This window comes from Melghirimyces thermohalophilus, from assembly GCF_900102685.1.
Classification (GTDB): domain Bacteria; phylum Bacillota; class Bacilli; order Thermoactinomycetales; family DSM-45169; genus Melghirimyces; species Melghirimyces thermohalophilus.
Genome location: NZ_FMZA01000030.1, coordinates 1 through 16,684, shown reverse-complemented (window position 1 = coordinate 16,684; position 16,684 = coordinate 1). Strand labels below are relative to the sequence as shown.

Genomic DNA, 16,684 nt, shown 5'->3' with positions numbered 1-16,684 from the left:
GCGGCCGCTCTCTCGCGGCGACAAGATCTATATTATCAAACCAAATCGATCCTGTCAACAGGGTTTTTTATTTCTTTTGCCGGTGCGGGGCGCGAAGCCCCGCCTCAACGGCGACATTTAATAATCTAACACGAACTACTCTCGGGGTCAACCTTTTTTTGTTTTTATTTGAGTTCAGGTTGTTCCCGTAATCGGTAGCGGGATTCAACCCACTCCGTATCCTCTGTTCTTACTTCGTCCACTATTTGTTGCCGGACCAGTTCTTCAAGCACCAGCGTCATATCCCGATGGATCTGTTCCAAATGAAGACGGTCGTGAATCTCGTCTAAATCCCAGCTGCTTTCTTTTGAAGCCAGCACCTTCAACAAAAATGCGCAGTACACCTTGAGCCGGCTCATAATGTCATATTCCTCCGCCAGTAACACGAGACGCATCCGTTGTTTCACCGGCTCATCCCCGTGTACCAGCTCCCGATACAACTTAAAGATACCTGGATGGATCTCTTCCACCTGATCCCATAAATGAGAGCCCGGATACTGCCCGGCTTCGATAACAGCCAAACGCCCCCAAGACCGCAGGCTTTGCAACATATAGAAAAAAGCGTCGAGCTGTTTATCTTCCTTAATATATTGTTTCACCTGCAAATGATGATGCAGCAAACGGGAGCTTTCTACACACATCTTCTTCCTTTTCAGTTCAGAGGGAAATCCTTTCAGTTGAGTGCGCATCCTTTGCACCATTCCGCCGGGATCATACAGCACGTCTCCCTTCAGGAGACCGTCGATAATTTCTTCCCGCTCCCCATTCACTAATTCCACAGTCAGATCCATCATGGTGGTCCAGATCTCCTGCACCCTGAAATCTTCCATTGTGTATGTGATACTCCGTTGGCTGCTTTCCTCTGCTTCGGTAAAGACAAGGACCATAAGATCCGCCGGCGCCGGGACCATTTGGGATTGATTACCCGCCGAAAACACCATCGCACCCGCGGTATGGCAGTCCTGGATCAACTTTTGTCTCAACTTCGGGCAGACCCTCTGGAACATGGCCTTCTCCCCCATCCACGGGTAGTATTCAAGGTTTTCGACGGTTCCGTGAAAACTCCTTCCTTTCCTCTGTTTTCGCTCCCGCCGCGGGACATGTTCCGTTTTTCTCCACCAATGTCCGTGTTATACTGAGGAATAATGAACGCCTTCCAGGCGTCCAACTGACCTGGGACAGGCAACGGTCCAAGGGGGGAAACCCAATTGTTGTTTGCAAGTAAACTGAACAAATTCCGCACCGTCGCCCTGGTGCTGATTTTTGCCGGGATGGGCATTATGTACCTCGGTTTTCTTTGGCCTCAGGCCATGATGTTTTTCTTTATTCTCGGCTTGCTCGGTGTAGGATCCAGTGTAGCCATCTATTTCTGGGTGGGGGTTCTATCCACCCAAGCGGTACAGGTAGAATGTCCTCAATGCGGCCGTATCACGAAAATATTAGGCCGGATGGATCAATGCATGTTTTGTAAAGCTAATCTGACTCTGGACCCCGACTACGCCACAGGACAAGCTGCAAAAAAGGAGCAATGATTTATTGCTTTTTCATCTCCATATCCAGCCCCCTTGCGGGGGTTTTTTGTTGGACATATATTTACGGATGGGATTGCATAAATCTTTAGAAAGATATCCAGAAAGTTCTATTGTGTTTAGGTATCAGTCTGATATTATAACTGTACGTTGACGTACTCAGTGGAGGTTGTAAATGAAGATGGCAACACAGTCGAAACAAGAGATCTACCTTCATCCCTTAAACATCATCTCCTCGGAGATCGGGAAGTTCCCTGCCAGGAAGTTCGACTAATCGCAGCATTCTTGGAAGCGCTTACGGAAATGTATCTTCATACTACTGTGGATAACATCGTCACCAACGCACGATCATCCAAAAGTACCTTCTACAAATACTTCCGAAATAAAGAGGCCGTTCTGATCCGTAGTGGAAGTGCTGATCAAGAATGAGGAGGAATACCTCGCTTCCCATCTCCCCACATCGAAACATCCAACTGCGACCCATGGGTCTTGTCCTACGCCATGGCAAGTACCGTTTAGGAGGTGATCATCCATTCCCTGATCCAGGAGACTCCCCCCGACTCCCGTCACCTGGCGGAAACGTTGGAGGCAATGATGAGCCGTTCCCTGCAGTGAAAGAATGAACCATTCCTCCATCACTTGAGGAAACCACTGCTAAAGGAGGGAGAATTTTATGACTCATCCTGTCCGCATTTTTCTGGCGGTAGGCATCGCTATCCTCCTCGGTCTCGCCGTTTGGGCTGCTGCGGGTAATCAATCCCTTGCTCAAGAACTAGAAAAGATTCATCATCAAGCAGACCTGAACAGCATGCTGGAGAAAATCGGTGATAACAACAGCCGCCTCGGAGACAGCAATCAATCTATTCTTGGAAATATCCGACAGATTGATCAAAAGTCATTGGTCACCCAGGACATCCATAGCAAACTCCGCTCCGTTCACTCTGGACTCGGTGGACAAAACAACACCCTGACTGATATTGAACGGGTGACGGGGCAACAGGTGGGGCTGAGCTCACAGCTCAACCATTTGAGCATTTTTTTGAAAGGCAAGATGAATGTGATCAACAGCAGCACCGACAGTCAGATTGATAAGGTGGGACAGCTGCAGGCAATCACCCTGGATACCAAGGAAAAGATGAAATCTGTCCTGGATGAAAATAAAAAGCTGGAACAAAAACTGGAGTCCGCGGCAACAAAAAGCCGGCAAGCGGAACGCTCCTTGCCGTAAAAAAGGAGGGGAGCCGTCATGGTCCAAAAAGTGCTTTCCATCCTGGGGATCCTTGTTTTGGCCGGATTTCTGATCAATGGGGTCACCATGACCCAAAACATGAAGAAATTGCATGCCGGCCTGGAAGACAATTTGGAATCGACGAAAAAAATTGAATCAAGTCCAGGCTTCCGTCATTGAGAAAAACGAGGAACTAAAAGGCATGTTGGCTACGGTGGATAAGGTGAACAGCAGTCTCGACGGGACCGTCGCTAAAACAGATCAAACCTTAACTCTGCTCAGCCAGGTGGTGGATTACAACCAAAGCACCCTGCAACTCAACAATAAAATGTTAAGCTACTCCACCACCACGGGCGACAACATCAAGGCCGTTCATCAATCCCTGGAGGAACTGGCTCCGTACATGAACCAACTGGACAGCATGCTGAAAGATCTGAGCAAGACAGCAGCCAAGGATGAACAACATCTACAAGGTATTTTGGAATCAACCAAAAGTCTGAACAATAAGACACCGGGAGTGACGCCCTGATGAAAGCTATGCTCGCCAAGATCAAGGTCCTCCCTGTCCTGATCACACTTCTTTTAGGCGCAGCCGCGGGCAACACTTGGTTACAGCTTTGGATTCAACAGGATATCGTAAAGAAATCCAAGCAATTGGAGGCCCAGTTGGCCCAATCGGCTGAAAAGTCAGACAAAATGAACGCTCAACTGGAAGCAGTGCAGAAATTGAAACAAGAGACGGACAAGCTGAATAAAAAAGTGACCGCCATCGAACAAAACACCGCCGGCCTGGATCAAGAGCTGAAGGATCTGGATAGAGTCGTGGCCAGCATCGCCAACAGGGTGAACGCCATCAGCAGCAATACCGCTGTGACTGAAAAAGATCTGAAGGCGATCCAGGCCACTGTCGCTGACAGCACACAGGTACTGAAATCGATCCAGAACTCCAATGCAGATATCGTCAACACCTTGAACACCATGGAGCAAATCCAAACCAAGGTCAATGTCAACCTGAAGGAAATCAATCAAAAGACCCGCATCATCCCAGAGAAACCAAGGGGGTGAGTCCCTTGAATCAGGTTTGGAACCTGATCGTGCTCCACAAGAAAAAAGTGCTGGCCGGGGTCGCCGTCATCGCCCTGCTTGCGGCCTCCCCCGCTCTCGCCCGCTGGAGTGACCAGACCGTGATGCCCGCGCTGGCTGAAAATAATATTTTTGGGCTGACCTCTGATCTGGTGCACCGCACAGGTGAAATGGTGGAAGATACCCGTCAGCTGGAAAATCAGGTAGCCCAAGCGCAATCGGCCATGCAGGGACTGGACCGGCAAGAAGCACTCCTGGCCAAACAGATTAAAACCAATGATTCGATCAAAGAGGAGCTGGACCGGCAACGCTCCGGAAACGTAGAAGCCCGGGAGCGGATGAAGGATATCCTGGCCCGGCAGCAAAAAACTGCAAAGCTGACGGAAACCGCGGCAAAAACAGGGAATGAAGTGACAGCTCAAATGTCGGATACAGTAGCCAGCCTCGGGAAAACCGCGCAGTACACCGCGATGGTGGGGAGCTCCACCGGCAATATGGACGAACGGGTCGACGTGTTGCTTGACGAACTGGATCGCTCTGTGGAAAATTTCCGTTACGTCGCCCTGATCCCCAAATTGAGGGACACGCTCCTCGATTTGCTGAATTTGTCGGACGGTGATAAAAACCCTACTCAACGACCCTTGGGGGAGGTGATGAAGGATCCGGCAGGCAGTTTGACGGGTCAAACGCAAGAAAAGGAGAAGCAGGATGAAGAGGACGGAGAAAGCGATGGACTGCTCTCGGACCTTCTTCCCTGAATGAAAGGAGGTTGTTAATGTGTGGACCCGTACCCTGTTTATCCTGATCAACCTCGTCCTTCTAGGTCTGGTCGGCGTCGGTACTGCAAAGCAGATCGATACACAAAAGGAAAACAATCAGGTGATGGCAGACGTTCATAACAATATCAATCAAGCCAAGACCTTAACTATGGAGACCAACCAACGCTTGGAACCACTCCGGGCCACAGCGCTCACCCTGGAAGAGATGAACGGAAAATTGACCAAGACCAACGAAACGCTGGTCGGCATGAACAAAAACCTAGCCCAGGTGATCGACAGTGAAGCGAACATTGTTCAAGGTCTCGACAGTTTAAACCAAAACACAGCCAACGTGATCCAACAGATGAAGGTGGTCAAACAGAAAAATGCGGCGCTACAGGGTCCAGCGCAAACCGTCGCCAAACAGACCGGCACGGAATACGGCACCATCGAACGCCTGTATGATCTGACCGGGGTCTCCATCCGGGAGCTGACCGAGATCAACAATAAATTCGCCTACTTAAACCTTTTAAACCACTAGGAGGAGCCATGTTTTTCAGCGTACTCTATCTCCTCACCATTCTTGGCATCCTGGTCTTCTCTGGACTGACCATCGCCGCCATCATCCGAAACCGGCCGGTCACACGCTGGCTGGCCTGGCTGGCCGGAATCACTCTCTTTTATATCCTTTCGGTTTGGATCACTGCCATCACCTGAACCCAAAAAAACCTGCCCCTGATCGGGCAGGTTTTTTGGATGTTTTTCACTGTTGCCGTATTTGTTACACGGCTTTTTCCTTTTGACAGGTGTTACAGATTCCGTAGATCTCCATCCGGTGAGTTTCCACCCGAAAGCCGGTTTTGCGTGCGGCTTCTTCTTCCACATTGATCAGGGAAGGATATTCAAAGTCCACGATTTTTCCACATTCACGACAGATAATGTGATAATGGGAATCCATGTTGGCATCAAACCGGCTAGAAGAATCGCCGTAGGTAAGCTCGCGAACCAGGCCTGCCTCCTTGAAGACACGGAGGTTATTATAAATCGTCGCTACACTCATGTTGGGGAATTTTTCTTCCAATGCCCGGTAGATTTCATCGGCGGTGGGGTGTCCCATGGAGGTCAGCAGAAACTCCAGTATGGCATACCGTTGCGGTGTCATACGCACACCTGTCTTTTTTAAAGTTTCGATTGCTTGATTGAGGCGGTTGTTTTCCATTGCCATCACCCCATTGGTTCCGCCATAAAGAAATGATTCTCTCTTGATAATATCTATAAACAGTCTACTTCTTGGACGGGGTTTTTGTCAACGGGCCTGCTTGTCCCTGGTTTTTCCCGTACCAGCAATAAGGAGCGAGATCACATATGTGACACTTGGGATTGCGGGCTACGCAGACTCTCCGTCCATGCCAAATTAAGCGGTGATGCGTGTCGGTCCACTCTTTCCGAGGAACCCGCTTGGTCAATTGCCGCTCCGTCTCCAGAGGTGTCCGGCTGTCCGCCAGCGCCAACCGATTGGACACCCGTTGCACATGGGTATCCACTGCCAGAGCCGGCACATCAAAGGCATTGGACAAAACCACGTTGGCCGTCTTTCTCCCCACCCCGGGCAGGGCTTCCAATTCCTTTCGGCGGCGTGGTACCTCTCCATCGAATTTTTCCACGAGTATTTGACAGGTTGCCATGATGTTTCGGCTTTTATTCCGATATAAGCCCAATCCACGAATTTCCTGGGCCAGTTCATCCTCCGTCAGCTGAAGAATCGCCTCCGGGGTTGGATACTTGGCAAACAGCTTTGATGTTACCCGATTCACCTGGTGATCGGTCGACTGTGCTGACAAGATTGTGGCGATCAACAGTTCAAAGGGATTGCGAAAATCCAGCTCACAGTGAGCATCGGGATACATCTGGGCCAAGGTCGCCAATATCTTTTTCGTCGGCACGCGTTTCGGTTTTTCCTTCATCGGTTTCCCCCCTTCAATATCCTCTGCTGAGATCCAAGCGGTTGATATATGCCCCATTCCCGGACAAGTAGACAGGCAGGTTCCGTTCGAAGATTTCCAACGCCCGGGTCATGTACAGCGGAGAGCGACCGGAGATGTGGGGCGTGATCAAAAGGTTATCCATCTCCCAAAACGGGTGATCCTCCTGCAGCGGCTCCTGGTCAAAGACGTCCAACACCGCCCCTCCGATCTGGCGCTGATTCAATGCCCGCAAAAGAGCCCTTTCCACCACCACGGGACCGCGAGCGATATTAATCAAAAAGGATGTCGGCTTCATCCAGCCGAAGGCCTCTTCGCCCAGTAATCCCTCGGTCTGCGGGGTGTGGGGCAGGGTGACCACCACAAAATCCGCCTCTTCCAAAATGGGTTTCAGGTCTGCCAAGGTGCCTACCTGATCAAATTGGGGCAGGGGCTTCCCGGTTGTATTTACCCCCCATACCTTCATATCAAAGGCTTGCAACCGTTTGGCGATACCCTGGCCGATCGCCCCCGCTCCCAGGATCGCCGCGGTTTTCCCTGCCAATTCACCGACCCGGATCGATGGATCCCATCTCCGCTCCCGCTGCCGGTCTCGGAAGACGGACAGCTTACGAACCCAGTCCAGCATCACCGCCACCGTATACTCACCCATAGGTACCTCATGGATGCCGCGGGAGTTGGTCACAAGGATCCCGGCTTGTTCCAATTCGGAAAAAGGAAGTTGCTCCACGCCTGCGCTGATCACATGGATCCAACGCAATCGGGGAAGCCGACGGAGTCTCTCACCGGTTAAATCCTCTCCATAGGTGATCAACCCATCGGCGTCTGCCGCCTGTTCCAGCACCTCATGGATCCCTTCATAAAAGGAAAAACGGACTTCCGGAAACTTCTCCTGCAGCCGTTGGCGATGTCGTTGACTGATCTTAGCCGATGAAGCGATATGTGCCACTCGATCCCCTCCTTATAGCATTCTCGTAGAGAGAACAGCAACATCAACCGTCGGGTGCTGGTTCTCCTGCCCTCCCTTCATGCGCCGGTTTCGCTTCTACCACCAGTTCTTCACTTCCAGGTCCAAAGGGTTCGCCACGAAACCCTCCGTAGCGCTTGACGACATGGAAGCCGGCCCGATCCAAAAGGTGAAACAGTTCCGTGGGAAAGATATAGCGCATCGCAAAAGATGTGCGCAATCGTTCCAGGGAAACTCCCTCCGCTGAAAACCGTTCATAGTAGCGAATAACCGACGCCTGTTGGTAGAAGTGATCGTACTCCATATAATCGTGCACTTCCACCACCTCTCTTGTCCCGGGAATCGGAAACTGTCCCCGGTTAACCAGGCGTTCATCCTCCTCTACCATCTGGGCCAGATCGGGGACGAACAGGTTGAAAGCCAACAACCCGTCCTCCGTCAGATGATCCCGGATGGTTCGGAGCGTATCCAGCTGGTCTTTGACACGGAGGAGATGTAGAAAGGAGCGGTAGGGGATCACCACCAGGGGAAATCGCCGACCCAACTGAAGTTGGGTCATATCCCCACACACCCACTGACACTGACGATCAAGCCCCATCGCTTCCGCCTTTTTCTGTGCCGTCTGGATCATTTCCGGTTGCCGATCCACTCCCACCACTTCGATGCCGTGCCGGGCCATTCCCAGGCTGCAACGTCCCGTTCCACACCCCAATTCCAACACCGGCCCTCCGGATTCCATGGCCAGATGGGCGTAATAGGTCACATCTCCATCCAGACCGTCCGAGGTCCAGTCGTAGTATTGCGGCCAACGATACATATGATCGTCCATCATAGGAATCCCCTCTTTCCACCCAATTAAAAAGGGGGTTGAAGCACGATCCCCTTCAACCCCTGCTTCCGCCATCAGCGGGATCATTTACTGTTCCAGATGCTCCCGGATCCATTCCAGGGCTTCCTTCACATGGCCGTCCACCTTCACCTTCCTCCAGGCGTTAGCGATCCGGCCTTCTTTGTTGATAATAAAGGTGGATCGTTCGATTCCCCATTTCTTCTTACCGAAGACGTTTTTCTCTTTGTAAACCCCGTATTGGTTAGAAACCTTCGCCTCGGTGTCACTTAGCAGAAGAAAGGGAAGGTTGTATTTTTGGATAAACTTTTCGTGGGATGCCAGATCATCTAAGCTAACCCCTAAGATCACCGTGTCCAGATCGGCAAAATCCTGATGATGGTTACGAAAGTCGCAGGATTCTGCGGTGCAGCCGGGGGTGTTATCCTTGGGATAAAAGTAGAGCACCACATTTTTTTCACCGCGGTAGTCCGACAGGGAAATGGTTTCCCCGTTGGATGCTGGCAGCGTAAAATCGGGAGCTTGGTCCCCTGCTTGAATCATTTGTGGCCACCTCCAAGTGTTCATTCCCTTCCATTTTACCATTTCCCCGGACAAGGAGGAAAAAAGCACAAAAAAACCGGGGATCCGCCCCGGACAGAAAAGCCGGATTTACATGGAATCTTTAAAAAAACGAATCAACCCCTGAAGGGATACAACCACCTTGAGACCCCAGATGGGAACCACCAATAAAATCGCTAAGATCTCGCCAATCAACTTCATATTGGCTTCCCCCTTCGGTCCTTCGATCATACCAACCGAAGGTGAGACCCACATAAAGCCAGGATGAACGTTCAATGAGAAAGGGGTAGCTTCACCCGAATCCGGGTCCATTGCCCCGGCTCCGAGTTCGCATGGATCGATCCACCGTACTTCTCCGTGATTTCCTTAGCAATCGCCAAACCGAGACCGGTCCCCGTTGGCTGGCCTTCCTCCGTCTTCCCCCGGTAAAAACGTTCAAACACGTGAGGGAGATCATCCTCGTCAATTCCCTTGCCGTCGTTTTCTACCTCGAACCATGCTTCATCTTTCTGCTGCCTCAGAGCCATGCGAACCTCCGTCCCCTCTTCCGAATAACGAACCCCATTGTCCAACAGGATGTCCACCAACTCTCCCCAATGGTCAGAGGAAATTCGCGCTTTTATGGAGGTAGTGGGGGGATCCCATCGGAAGGAACGGTTTGTCACCTGACGCCAACGATCCACTCGACAGGAGACTTCCTCCACCAGATCCAGTGGAGAAAGATTACCTTCCGGTTCATTTTCCAGCCGGGCCAGTTTCAACAGATCGGCGGCGGACCGCTCCAGCCGAGCCGTCTCCTGTTCGATAGCAGCCAACGATTCCTCCAGCACCGACGGATCATCTTTCCCCCATCGTTTCAAGAGGTTAACATAACCCCGGATGACCGATACCGGAGTCCGCAACTCATGGGAGGCATCCGCCACAAATTGCTTCTGCTTTTTGATCATGGCATAGATGCGATCCAATAGATGATTGAAAGTATGTGACATCACCTCGATCTCATCCCCGGTCTTCTTGACGTCCAAGCGGTTTTCCATCCGTGACGGGTCCATCTTCCGAACGGTTTTGGAGATCTGCTGCACTGGGCGGAGTGCGATCCGGGACATCCAGTATCCACCGGCAGCCACGACCAACAACAACACCGACGAACCGATCATTAACGCTTGCAACATCGTATCCAGATAACGGTTCAGAGAGGTGAAATCGGTGTAAAGCTCTACCCTTCTTTCCCCTGGACCAGAGAGGGAACGGGTCAAAACAGAGATCCGATGTTCTCCCTCTTGTTTCACCTGGTTCACTGGCTCCCCTGAATCCGTTTCGGTTAAAAACAAATTCTCAGGAATCCCATGGTTGATCTCCAATTCCACCTCGTCTTCCACAATAATCCGAATGGCTTGTCCTTCATCGACAAAGGGTTGCAGCCAAGTTTTGAGGTGAGGATCCACATCCCGGTTCACATAGATTTCCGACAGTGTGTTCAACTTTTGCGATAAGACATCCTGCTCGGTGTGTATACTCCATCTTTCAAACAACTGGTACACAAACACGTGAAAGAAACATAAGACTAGAATCAACAATGTGGTGGAAAGGAGGACCAGCCGCCACTTAATCGGCATCAGGTACCTCCCTGATCACATAACCAACGCCTCGAACCGTCTCAATCATCCCGGTCACTCCAGCTGCGGCCAATTTGTTTCGAATATATCGGATATACACATCCACCACATTGGTGTCCCCGCTGTATTCAAATCTCCACACCTGAGCGATGATCTGTTCCCGTGATTTCACCCGATCTCGATTCTCCATCAAATAGAGAAACAGATCAAACTCCCGAGTGGTAAATTTCACCTCGTCGCCTCGGACCGTCACCCTTCGCTCCTCCGGATAAATGCAGCACGGACCGTTAACCAACACGGCTTCCGGGTCAACCCCGCGGTTTCGGCGTAATAGAGCTCTCATCCGCGCCAGCAGCTCTTCAATGGCGAAGGGTTTCGTCATGTAATCATCGGCACCGGCATCGAGACCGCTTACCCGATCCGGCACAGCATCCCGTGCGGTCAACATAATAATCGGAACGTCGCTCTGACTCCGAATTCTCCGGCAAACCTCGAGACCGCTCAAATCCGGCAACATCACATCTAAAACCAAGATGCTCCAGTTTCCCGTTTCCAGCAGCCGAATCCCCTCGCGACCGTTAGGAGCAATAGATACATCCCAGCCTTCATGCCTCAGCTCCAATTCCAAGAAACGGGCCAGATTCTTTTCATCTTCGACAATCAATACCTTTCGTTTCAATCGGATCCCGCCCTGTCCCTGGTTTGATCATGTCTCCATTATACAACAACGAAAAAGGGCAACGGTTGGCATCGAGTAACCGTCACCCTTTTTCGTTTACAGCCGGATAAGGAGGATTGACCTGTCGAAAGACAGTTGGATAGCCCCTCCCGATCCAGGCCAGCCAGACCGAAAGCGTCTGTCCGGTGGCTGAACAGCGGCCATGATCGAAGCGGACGTCGAACCGGAGGTGGGTGGTGATCTAAAAAACAGGCGGAACGACGAAGGTCTCCGGCTGGACAATAACAGGTGGATGGATGATTACCGGCGGATGGATGATCGGGGGGTGGAAGATGGGGGGGTGAACGATCACCGGCGGGCGAATGATCACCGGTGGACTCACCACCGAAATCAAGGGGACCGCATCGGAACCATGGGTCCAGCTAAAGGGATTCAACCCGATACTCCTCCTTTCCGAAAAACCGTATGACTAACTACCCGGTGTCGGCCCCGGCTCCGGTTCCTGACCTGGCTGTTGACCTGGCTGTTGACCTGGCTGTTGACCCGGCTGTTGACCCGGCTGTTGACCCGGCTGTTGACCCGGCTGTTGACCCGGCTGTTGCGTACGGATATTTAAGGTCGTACCGATGTTGAGGGAGCCGACATCGGTGATGGATTGGATTTTAATCCTCTGGATACAAACATGAAACATATTTACCACACCCACATCAGGGTTGATCGATCTGATCGGGATCGTAAACCCGATTTTGCTCGAAATCCATGTTGCGTCCCATGTCACCGATGTAGGAGGATCCGCCCACTGATTTGGAATTGCTGTCATTGCCGATATTGATGGTATTGCCGAAATTGACGGAAGCTGTGCCAGAGATGCTCTGGATCTTTATGCTATAAACTTTGTTCATCATCACATGGAGCACCCTCCTCCGCAGAGCGTGATCCAACCCGCCTTCCCGACTACAGCACCTGCTGCTGATCCACCACGTCTGGATCGTAGTTTTTGTTACCTTCCAGAGAGACGTTACGGGCCAAATCACCGACCACCGTTGATCCCCCAACCCCTTTTTCCGTGTGTTCTGTGGCCACATTGAGGGCATTACCGAAGCTGATAGAACCTTCAGCTACACTGTTTATTCTCAGGACAAAAATATTATTCATCGTCGCCATGGGTACCCCTCCTCCTTTGTACTCCCTATCCTATGTCGAAATGCTGGGCAGTGTGCCCGCCTTCAACCTTCTTCTGCCTCAACACGGGCTTGATAACGATCTGCGGACAACCTTGTCAGGCGAATCTCCAGCACGCCTTTCCGGTAACGGGCACCGCCGGGCCGTCGGCGAACCGCCTCGCCCAGAGGGATCACCCGCTCAAACTTCCCCTTAAACCGTTCCGTTAAAACCGGTTCACAGTGTTCCCAGGAAGGCGGAACCTCCCCGCGCACATAGAGCGTCTCTCCCTCCACTCGAATGTCGAGTACGCCGACATCTTGTATTCCGGGTATATCGATGAGAACAACCACTTCATGATCGCTGTGCAAAACATCGGCTTTCGGTTGGTATGTTTGATTGCTGCCGGTCACTTCTGTCCAGAAATCGTCCCCGAGGAAATCCCGCATCAGCCCGATCCACTGCTCGAAATTTTGATTTCGGCTCATTGCTCCTTCCTCCCTGCTCACCCCTTCTTTGTTCACCAGTATATTAAACATCCGCCCACCGGGTGACGAGAACTCCCCGGTTATGAAACCGAGTCCTCCCCCCATATACTAATACAAACCCAGGTGCGAGAGGTGAATGGCGTGTACGCCTACCTGTGGGATCGATTGAATCAATTGGAGCAAGAGATCGAAGATCTCAAGCAGGAAAACCAGGAACTTCGTCAAAAGATCGGCTCCATTCAACCCCTTCAAGTCGATTCGATTCAATACAAAGTCCAGGAACTTCACGTAGAAAACTTAAACGGGACGCTGGATATCGGTTTGAACATCCAAGCCGATGACGAGAACATCGCTCAGATGATTGAAAAAATGAAAGACGGGGAAAACACCCAGTTTCAGGTGGGCGACACCGACACAGCCGACGCAGACCCGGATGAGAGCATTCCCGTCCATAAGGAAAGTTCCGCTGAAGAAAACAAGGAAGTCGACGTCAAAGAGGAAACGTAATAACCGCTTGCCTGTGGCAAGCGGTTGAATGATGAAAAGCGCTCAATGAGCGTGTTGGTGAATCAGTTCGGATAATTTTTTCTCCAAGGCTTGAGCTCCATCTTCCAGGTCTGCCGCTGTAATGGAAATCCGGAAGTTTTGCCGGTCCAACTCCAAAGCTTCCTCCAGGGACGTCATCAGATCGGTCGCCTTTCGATCCACCTGGAAAATGACTTCCACCAAATCTTCTCCGATATAAAACAACAGCTCCAGCCCATCCAATGAAGAACGGAAAGCTCCTGTCGGTTTAAACAGAAACTCTTGAATAAAGGGGTGCCGGGAATAAAACTTTTCAAACTCAAACCGAATATCCACGAGCTGAAAACCGATCCTCTCCACCACCTGCAACACCTTTTCCACCATTGGATGGGGAAGCACTTCAACCCCGTCTTTATCATCAGGATCTACCGCCTTTTGGATATCCAACCCCGTCTTTAAAAAGACGGGGCACCCCCCGGTGGTCACCGGTGTGTCATAAGGCAAGCGGAATTCGAAGGGAATCACTTTAATTTCCCTCGGACTGATTGTAAACACCTCGGACAATCGCTGTTCCTCCATGATGTATTCCTGCTGGGAGTTCTTATAGTGGTACAAAATCACTAAATACAGATAAATTTCGTCAATCTGCTGAGCCACCTGCCCTCCCTGAACTACGATTTCCCCTTCGATCAGCTCTCCCTGACGAAATCGAGCCTGCTTCAGTCGGGTATCCACCTTGGCATTTCCAATCCCGATACTGGCCAGAGCTTTATTGAATAACGACATCGGATTCTCCCTTCCTTCAGGATTTTAACAGCGATTGGATGGTTTCGATGGGATTGGCCACCCGCTCCTGCTGCTGTCCACTGCTGTCATAAGTCAGCGTCCCATCCGGGTCGTTCAGTTGCCAGCTGAAGGAGGTGTTCAACGTCCGGGTTCCCCGGCTAATTTCCACATCCATATGAACTTCATGGGGATCCACGTCAAAGAAAAGACTGAGCTCATCCAAGTACCCGTGGTATTTTTCCGCTGGGCGAAACTGAAACACTTGAATAAAGGGCAAACTTTTCGACTGTGGAATGTATTCATTAAAGACCCGGTACATGAGAAAACCCGACTGCTCAATCTCCCCTAGCACCCTTTCCACGGTGGGATGGGGGAAAACCTCGATGCGGTCGAGATCGGTCGGATCTTTGGCCACTTTGATATCCAGACCGGTTTTCAGATAAATAGGGAATCGACCGCAAGACATCGGTGTCTGATAGGGCAAACGAAATTGAAATGGTATGATTTGATACCCTTGTTCCTCGATTTCGAAAGATCGGCTCAGTTGAAACTTCTCCATCACATGAGAAACCTTTTTACCATTTCTCATGTAATACATCACAAGGTACATGTAGATGTCACTAATCTTCTGCTTTGCTCCACCGCCGCGGATCATCACTTCTCCGCGAACAAGTTCACCCGGCTGGTACTGGGTTTTCTCCAGCCGGGTATCCACCTTGGCGCTTCCCACGCCAAGACTGGCCAGGGCTTTGTTAAACATACCCTCTGCTCTCACCTCCTACAAAGTTCACCTCGCCTGATCATCCTCTGTTGGGATCAAATGGTCCGGATCGAGCACTTGATCGGTTTCTTCCCGTGAAAGAATCCCTTCCTCCAAAATCACTTGCCGGACGGTTTTCCCTTCCCGATACGCTTGCTTGGCCACTTCCGCCGCCCTGTCATAGCCGATAGATGGGTTTAACGCAGTGGCTAAGGCCAGGGACTGCTCCATCAACTCCTGACAGCGATCCTTATCCACCTCGAGGCCTTCAATACAACGCTCCCGGAGCGCGTCCATTCCTTGGGTCAAAATGTGGATCGAATGGAGCAGGTTGTGGGCAATCACCGGCATCATCACATTAAGCTCCAGTTGGGCGTGTTGCCCTGCTGCACTGATAGCGGCATCGTTTCCGATCACCTGAACCGTGATCATATTCATCATCTCCGCCATCACCGGATTCACCTTTCCCGGCATGATGGACGAACCGGGTTGAACTGCCGGCAGGCGGAATTCAGCCAACCCGGTGCGCGGACCGGAGCTCAACAGGCGCAGGTCACTGGCCAATTTGTCCAGGTGAATGGCGAACACTTTCAGCGCAGAGCTAGCCTTCAGGGCCGCTCCCGTATTCTGCATAAAGGCAAACCGGTACTCTGACTGGCGGAAAGGAAGACCGGTTCGGCGAGCGATCTCTTCAACCGCTTCCGCCGCATAGCCATCAGGGGTATTGATCCCCGTACCCACTGCATTTCCACCGAGGCTAAGCTGGTATAAAAGGTCCAGGCTCTCCTTCACCCCGCTCAAGGCATGCTCCAATGATCCGATATACCCTGACAGCTCCTGCCCCACTTTTAGAGGCACCGCATCCTGCAGATGGGTACGGCCCGACTTGACAATGTCGCCAAAAGCCGCCTGCTTTTGGCGCAAACTGTCGATCAGTGCTTCCCCCGCAGGAAGCAACCGATGAACCAATTCCTCCGCAGCTGAAATATTGATCGCTGTATGAATCGTATCGTTGGTCGATTGCCCCCGGTTCACATGATCATTGGGGTGAACCTGAGACGTGTCTCCCACTTTTCCGCCCAACAGTTCCGTGGCCCGGTTGGCGATCACCTCGTTGGCGTTCATATTTTGCGAGGTGCCAGCACCCGCCTGGTAAACATCCACCACAAAATGTTCGTCCCAACGTCCTTCGATCACTTCCTCCGCTGCCTGGATCACCGCGTCAGCCCGTTTTTTATCCAAATCGCCACAAGCATGGTTGGCGTGGGCGGCGGCCGCTTTGATCAAGCCTTGTGCTCGGATAAAGGGACGGGGCAGACGCCACCCGCTGATCGGAAAATTTTCCACGGCCCGCTGCGTCTGGGCTCCATAATAACGGTCGCTAGGGATCCGAACTTCCCCCAACGAGTCCTTCTGGACACGATATTCTTTAGCCATCGTATCTCACCCCCGGAGTAAATTTGTCTCCTTATTTATTTTCCCCCGGGGCTGGTTTGAAACACTTGTCGAACATACTCTTCCATCTGGACAGCAATCCGGTCATGCTGCTGCCGCTCCTCTTCCGCACGGGCTCGACGCTCTTGCTCGTTAGGAGCTTGGCGCTCTTGCTCCCGGTGGGCCGCTTCTTCTTCCCGACGGCGGCGCTCCGCCTCTTCACGTTCCTGACGCTCCTGTT

At 51.6% G+C, this 16,684-nt stretch carries 26 protein-coding genes and 1 pseudogene; 10 read left to right on the top strand and 17 right to left on the bottom strand.

The genetic code is table 11. The annotated features are described in order from the left end of the window. Positions 1–164: 164 nt before the first annotated feature. Positions 165–1,046: a nucleotidyltransferase-like protein gene (locus BLP91_RS16035; RefSeq protein ID WP_176758057.1), complete on the bottom strand. Its 882-nt coding sequence runs from the start codon at positions 1,044–1,046 to the stop codon at positions 165–167. A gap of 201 nt (positions 1,047–1,247) precedes the next feature. Here BLP91_RS16035 and BLP91_RS16030 point away from each other — a divergent pair, with 201 nt between their 5' ends. From BLP91_RS16030 to BLP91_RS16890, 9 genes are all read left to right on the top strand, one after another. Beyond that, the gene (locus tag BLP91_RS16030; protein WP_091573122.1) at positions 1,248–1,571 is read left to right on the top strand and encodes a DUF2614 family zinc ribbon-containing protein; all 324 of its coding nucleotides are present in this window, start codon (positions 1,248–1,250) and stop codon (positions 1,569–1,571) included. A gap of 300 nt (positions 1,572–1,871) precedes the next feature. Further along, the gene (locus BLP91_RS17590) at positions 1,872–1,997 is read left to right on the top strand and encodes a TetR family transcriptional regulator (RefSeq protein WP_143003589.1); all 126 of its coding nucleotides are present in this window, start codon (positions 1,872–1,874) and stop codon (positions 1,995–1,997) included. Between the two features lie 244 nt (positions 1,998–2,241). Further along, complete coding sequence (locus BLP91_RS16020; protein WP_091573120.1) at positions 2,242–2,796, top strand: hypothetical protein; 555 nt, start codon at positions 2,242–2,244, stop codon at positions 2,794–2,796. An 18-nt stretch (positions 2,797–2,814) separates the two neighbouring features. After that, on the top strand, positions 2,815–2,976 hold the full coding sequence (locus BLP91_RS16895) for a hypothetical protein (RefSeq protein ID WP_176758056.1): 162 nt from the start codon (positions 2,815–2,817) through the stop codon (positions 2,974–2,976). Next, positions 2,948–3,325 carry a hypothetical protein gene (locus tag BLP91_RS16015; RefSeq protein ID WP_176758055.1) on the top strand — a complete coding sequence of 126 codons (378 nt, stop codon included), beginning with the start codon at positions 2,948–2,950 and terminating at the stop codon, positions 3,323–3,325. Before BLP91_RS16895 ends, BLP91_RS16015 begins: the two co-directional genes overlap by 29 nt. After that, positions 3,325–3,861, top strand: coding sequence for a hypothetical protein (locus tag BLP91_RS16010; RefSeq protein ID WP_091573118.1), 537 nt, complete (start codon positions 3,325–3,327; stop codon positions 3,859–3,861). Before BLP91_RS16015 ends, BLP91_RS16010 begins: the two co-directional genes overlap by 1 nt. Before the next feature lie 5 nt (positions 3,862–3,866). Further along, entirely contained in the window at positions 3,867–4,637 is a 771-nt protein-coding gene (locus tag BLP91_RS16005) for a hypothetical protein (RefSeq protein ID WP_091573117.1), read from the top strand. A 19-nt stretch (positions 4,638–4,656) separates the two neighbouring features. Beyond that, on the top strand, positions 4,657–5,178 hold the full coding sequence (locus tag BLP91_RS16000; protein ID WP_091573116.1) for a hypothetical protein: 522 nt from the start codon (positions 4,657–4,659) through the stop codon (positions 5,176–5,178). A gap of 8 nt (positions 5,179–5,186) precedes the next feature. After that, entirely contained in the window at positions 5,187–5,354 is a 168-nt protein-coding gene (locus tag BLP91_RS16890; RefSeq protein ID WP_176758054.1) for a hypothetical protein, read from the top strand. A 64-nt stretch (positions 5,355–5,418) separates the two neighbouring features. Here the strand turns inward: BLP91_RS16890 and perR are convergent, their stop codons facing one another. The 12 genes from perR to BLP91_RS15940 all read right to left on the bottom strand — a co-directional run bounded on the left by perR (position 5,419) and on the right by BLP91_RS15940 (position 12,938). Continuing rightward, positions 5,419–5,856 (bottom strand): peroxide-responsive transcriptional repressor PerR, encoded by a 438-nt coding sequence (perR, locus tag BLP91_RS15995; protein ID WP_425412245.1) that lies wholly within the window; start codon positions 5,854–5,856, stop codon positions 5,419–5,421. Between the two features lie 64 nt (positions 5,857–5,920). After that, the gene (gene nth, locus BLP91_RS15990; RefSeq protein WP_091573114.1) at positions 5,921–6,601 is read right to left on the bottom strand and encodes an endonuclease III; all 681 of its coding nucleotides are present in this window, start codon (positions 6,599–6,601) and stop codon (positions 5,921–5,923) included. Between the two features lie 13 nt (positions 6,602–6,614). Beyond that, positions 6,615–7,568, bottom strand: a complete 954-nt coding sequence (locus BLP91_RS15985; protein WP_091573113.1) for a D-2-hydroxyacid dehydrogenase — start codon at positions 7,566–7,568, stop codon at positions 6,615–6,617. Positions 7,569–7,611: 43 nt separating this feature from the next. After that, positions 7,612–8,415: a class I SAM-dependent methyltransferase gene (locus BLP91_RS15980; RefSeq protein WP_245662298.1), complete on the bottom strand. Its 804-nt coding sequence runs from the start codon at positions 8,413–8,415 to the stop codon at positions 7,612–7,614. Between the two features lie 87 nt (positions 8,416–8,502). Further along, positions 8,503–8,976 (bottom strand): thioredoxin-dependent thiol peroxidase, encoded by a 474-nt coding sequence (bcp, locus tag BLP91_RS15975; RefSeq protein WP_091573112.1) that lies wholly within the window; start codon positions 8,974–8,976, stop codon positions 8,503–8,505. 290 nt (positions 8,977–9,266) lie between these two features. Then, a complete protein-coding gene (locus tag BLP91_RS15970; protein ID WP_091573111.1) occupies positions 9,267–10,610 on the bottom strand; it encodes a sensor histidine kinase in 1,344 nt (447 codons plus the stop codon). Continuing rightward, on the bottom strand, positions 10,600–11,289 hold the full coding sequence (locus BLP91_RS15965) for a response regulator transcription factor (protein ID WP_091573110.1): 690 nt from the start codon (positions 11,287–11,289) through the stop codon (positions 10,600–10,602). Before BLP91_RS15965 ends, BLP91_RS15970 begins: the two co-directional genes overlap by 11 nt. 241 nt (positions 11,290–11,530) lie before the next feature. Beyond that, positions 11,531–11,725, bottom strand: a complete 195-nt coding sequence (locus tag BLP91_RS16460) for a hypothetical protein (RefSeq protein ID WP_143003588.1) — start codon at positions 11,723–11,725, stop codon at positions 11,531–11,533. A gap of 33 nt (positions 11,726–11,758) precedes the next feature. After that, a complete protein-coding gene (locus BLP91_RS16885) occupies positions 11,759–11,980 on the bottom strand; it encodes a hypothetical protein (RefSeq protein WP_091573108.1) in 222 nt (73 codons plus the stop codon). A 16-nt stretch (positions 11,981–11,996) separates the two neighbouring features. Further along, complete coding sequence (locus tag BLP91_RS15950; RefSeq protein WP_091573124.1) at positions 11,997–12,194, bottom strand: spore germination protein; 198 nt, start codon at positions 12,192–12,194, stop codon at positions 11,997–11,999. 49 nt (positions 12,195–12,243) lie between these two features. Beyond that, positions 12,244–12,453, bottom strand: coding sequence for a spore germination protein (locus BLP91_RS15945; RefSeq protein WP_091573107.1), 210 nt, complete (start codon positions 12,451–12,453; stop codon positions 12,244–12,246). Between the two features lie 62 nt (positions 12,454–12,515). Further along, entirely contained in the window at positions 12,516–12,938 is a 423-nt protein-coding gene (locus tag BLP91_RS15940) for an Hsp20/alpha crystallin family protein (RefSeq protein ID WP_176758053.1), read from the bottom strand. A gap of 141 nt (positions 12,939–13,079) precedes the next feature. On the opposite strand from BLP91_RS15940, the gene gerPC reads away from it, so the two are divergent. Beyond that, positions 13,080–13,445, top strand: coding sequence for a spore germination protein GerPC (gene gerPC / locus BLP91_RS15935; RefSeq protein ID WP_176758052.1), 366 nt, complete (start codon positions 13,080–13,082; stop codon positions 13,443–13,445). A 42-nt stretch (positions 13,446–13,487) separates the two neighbouring features. Here gerPC and BLP91_RS15930 read toward each other — a convergent pair whose 3' ends face one another. The 4 genes and pseudogenes from BLP91_RS15930 to BLP91_RS16880 form a co-directional block, all read right to left on the bottom strand. Beyond that, positions 13,488–14,249, bottom strand: a complete 762-nt coding sequence (locus BLP91_RS15930) for a sporulation protein (RefSeq protein ID WP_091573104.1) — start codon at positions 14,247–14,249, stop codon at positions 13,488–13,490. A 16-nt stretch (positions 14,250–14,265) separates the two neighbouring features. Beyond that, the gene (locus BLP91_RS15925) at positions 14,266–15,009 is read right to left on the bottom strand and encodes a sporulation protein (protein ID WP_091573103.1); all 744 of its coding nucleotides are present in this window, start codon (positions 15,007–15,009) and stop codon (positions 14,266–14,268) included. Positions 15,010–15,036: 27 nt separating this feature from the next. Continuing rightward, positions 15,037–16,446, bottom strand: coding sequence for a class II fumarate hydratase (locus BLP91_RS15920; RefSeq protein WP_091573102.1), 1,410 nt, complete (start codon positions 16,444–16,446; stop codon positions 15,037–15,039). 35 nt (positions 16,447–16,481) lie between these two features. After that, a pseudogene (locus BLP91_RS16880) lies at positions 16,482–16,684 on the bottom strand (hypothetical protein); the annotation flags it as partial.

Coding starts and splice junctions, on each gene's coding strand:
- BLP91_RS15980 (WP_245662298.1), bottom strand. CDS start 8,415: ATGGACGATCATATGTATCGTTGGCCGCAATACTACGACTGGACCTCG.
- nth (WP_091573114.1), bottom strand. CDS start 6,601: ATGAAGGAAAAACCGAAACGCGTGCCGACGAAAAAGATATTGGCGACC.
- BLP91_RS15920 (WP_091573102.1), bottom strand. CDS start 16,446: ATGGCTAAAGAATATCGTGTCCAGAAGGACTCGTTGGGGGAAGTTCGG.
- BLP91_RS16895 (WP_176758056.1), top strand. CDS start 2,815: ATGGTCCAAAAAGTGCTTTCCATCCTGGGGATCCTTGTTTTGGCCGGA.
- BLP91_RS16020 (WP_091573120.1), top strand. CDS start 2,242: ATGACTCATCCTGTCCGCATTTTTCTGGCGGTAGGCATCGCTATCCTC.
- BLP91_RS16010 (WP_091573118.1), top strand. CDS start 3,325: ATGAAAGCTATGCTCGCCAAGATCAAGGTCCTCCCTGTCCTGATCACA.
- BLP91_RS15930 (WP_091573104.1), bottom strand. CDS start 14,249: ATGTCGTTATTCAATAAAGCTCTGGCCAGTATCGGGATTGGAAATGCC.
- BLP91_RS15970 (WP_091573111.1), bottom strand. CDS start 10,610: ATGCCGATTAAGTGGCGGCTGGTCCTCCTTTCCACCACATTGTTGATT.
- BLP91_RS15940 (WP_176758053.1), bottom strand. CDS start 12,938: ATGAGCCGAAATCAAAATTTCGAGCAGTGGATCGGGCTGATGCGGGAT.
- BLP91_RS15945 (WP_091573107.1), bottom strand. CDS start 12,453: ATGGCGACGATGAATAATATTTTTGTCCTGAGAATAAACAGTGTAGCT.
- perR (WP_425412245.1), bottom strand. CDS start 5,856: ATGGAAAACAACCGCCTCAATCAAGCAATCGAAACTTTAAAAAAGACA.
- BLP91_RS16885 (WP_091573108.1), bottom strand. CDS start 11,980: ATGTTTCATGTTTGTATCCAGAGGATTAAAATCCAATCCATCACCGAT.
- BLP91_RS15950 (WP_091573124.1), bottom strand. CDS start 12,194: ATGATGAACAAAGTTTATAGCATAAAGATCCAGAGCATCTCTGGCACA.
- BLP91_RS16890 (WP_176758054.1), top strand. CDS start 5,187: ATGTTTTTCAGCGTACTCTATCTCCTCACCATTCTTGGCATCCTGGTC.
- BLP91_RS17590 (WP_143003589.1), top strand. CDS start 1,872: ATGTATCTTCATACTACTGTGGATAACATCGTCACCAACGCACGATCA.
- BLP91_RS15925 (WP_091573103.1), bottom strand. CDS start 15,009: ATGTTTAACAAAGCCCTGGCCAGTCTTGGCGTGGGAAGCGCCAAGGTG.
- bcp (WP_091573112.1), bottom strand. CDS start 8,976: ATGATTCAAGCAGGGGACCAAGCTCCCGATTTTACGCTGCCAGCATCC.
- BLP91_RS16035 (WP_176758057.1), bottom strand. CDS start 1,046: ATGTTCCAGAGGGTCTGCCCGAAGTTGAGACAAAAGTTGATCCAGGAC.